Raw genomic sequence first — 2,080 nt, forward strand, 5'->3', positions numbered from 1 at the left:
GGGCTCGGACGAGGCTGGTTCGGACGATGGAGGCGGATTGGCGGGCGCCTTGCGCGCGCACTTAAGTGCGCGGCTGCCGGATTACATGGTGCCGGCTGCGTTCGTGCCGATCGCGGCGCTGCCGCTGACGCCGAACGGCAAGCTCGACCGCAAGGCACTGCCAGCGCCGGCCGATGAGGCCTATGCGCTGGCAGCCTATGAGGCGCCGCGCGGCGCGATCGAGACGGCGCTGGCAGAGATCTGGGCGGAGCTTCTCGGGGTCGAGCGGGTCGGACGCCACGACAACTTCTTCGAGCTCGGCGGTCACTCGCTGCTGGCCGTGCAGGTGCTGGAGCGGCTGCGGCGGCTGTCGCTCGGAGTGGAGGTACGCACCTTGTTCGCCACGCCAGTGCTGGCCGATCTTGCCGCAAGCCTTGGCCGTCCTCATGAGGTGGCGGTGCCTGCCAGCCTGATCACCGAGCAGAGTACGGCGATCACGCCGCAGATGCTGCCGCTGATCGAGCTGGCCCAGCCGGAGATCGATCGGATCGTCGCCACGGTGCCCGGCGGCGTCGGCAACATCCAGGAGATTTACGGCTTGTCGCCGCTGCAAGACGGCATCCTGTTCCATCATCTGCTAGCCAGCCGGGGCGATCCCTACCTGATGGTGTCGCAGGTGGCGTTTGCCGAGCGTGACCTGTTGGAGCGTTACCTTGGTGCGGTTCAGCAGGTGGTGGATCGGCACGACATCCTGCGCACGGCCTTTGTCTGGGAGGGACTGTCGAGCCCGGCCCAGGTGGTGTGGCGTCGTGCGTCGCTGGAGGTGAGCGAGGTCGAGCTGGATGGCTGTGAAAGTTCCGGCGCCGATGAGCTCCGGCGCCGGTTCGATCCGCGCCGGCAGCGCATCGACGTTGGCCGGCCGCCCTTGTTGCGGTTTGTGATAGCGCGCGAGTCCGGCGGCGGGCGCTGGCTGCTGCTGGAGCTGCAGCACCATTTGATCGGCGATCACACGACGCTGGAAGTGATGCATGCCGAGGTGCGCGCCGTGCTGGAGGGACGCGGGCATGAGTTGTCAGCGCCGCAGCCGTTCCGCAATCTGGTCGTGCAGACGCGGCTGGGCGTGAGTGCGGAAGCGCACGAAGAGTTCTTCCGGGGGATGCTGGCCGACATCGACGAGCCGACCATCCCGTTTGGGCTGAGCGAAGTGCGCGGTGACGGCACCGGGGTGGACGAGGCGCGGCGGACGCTGCCGCATTCGCTCAACGAGCGGCTGCGGGAACAGGCGCGGCGGCTAGGGGTAAGCGTGGCCAGCCTTTGCCATCTGGCCTGGGGCCAGGTGGTGGCGCGCAGCAGCGGGCGAGAGCAGGTGGTGTTTGGCACGGTGCTGTTCGGCCGCATGCATGCGGGTGTGGGCACCGACCGCGCAATGGGCCTGTTCATCAACACCCTGCCTGTGCGGCTTGACCTGGACGGAACCGGGGTCGCGGCAAGCGTGCGGAGCACGCATGCACGGCTTTCCGAGCTGCTGGCGCACGAGCATGCCTCGCTGGCGCTGGCGCAACGCTGCAGCGGCGTTGCGGCGCCGGCGCCGCTGTTCAGCGCGTTGTTGAACTACCGTCACAACACGCCGGTGGCTGTCCCCGGCTCTGGGACGGATGATGTCCTGTCGGGTATGGAATGGTTGGGCGGGGAGGAACGCACCAACTATCCGCTGACCCTGTCGGTGGAGGATTTTGGCGAGGCGCTAGGCCTGACGGTGCAGGTGGCGGAGCCTATCTCTGCGGATCGGGTCTGCGGCTACATGCAGCGGGCGCTCGAGCAACTGGCGGAGGCGCTGGAGCATGCCCCCAACACGCCGGTGCGCGAGCTCGACATCCTGCCGGCCGAGGAGCGCAGCTATTTGCTGGAGGAGTTGAACCGGACGGCGGCGCCTTATCCGTCGGAGCGATGCATCCATGAGCTGTTCGAGGCGCAGGTGCAAAAGGCGCCGGAGGCGGTGGCGCTGATCTGCGAAGACGAGCGGCTGAGCTATGGTGAGCTCAACGCACGGGCCAACCGGCTGGCGCACCACCTGATCGCCCTCGGGGTCAAGCCGGACCAA

1 pseudogene is annotated in these 2,080 nt (G+C 67.9%); it reads left to right on the plus strand.

The features are described 5' to 3' along the window. Nucleotides 1-34: 34 nt before the first annotated feature. Nucleotides 35-2,080, plus strand: a pseudogene (locus H8B02_RS46970) (condensation domain-containing protein); the annotation flags it as partial.

Source organism: Bradyrhizobium altum, from assembly GCF_020889705.1.
GTDB lineage: Bacteria > Pseudomonadota > Alphaproteobacteria > Rhizobiales > Xanthobacteraceae > Bradyrhizobium > Bradyrhizobium altum.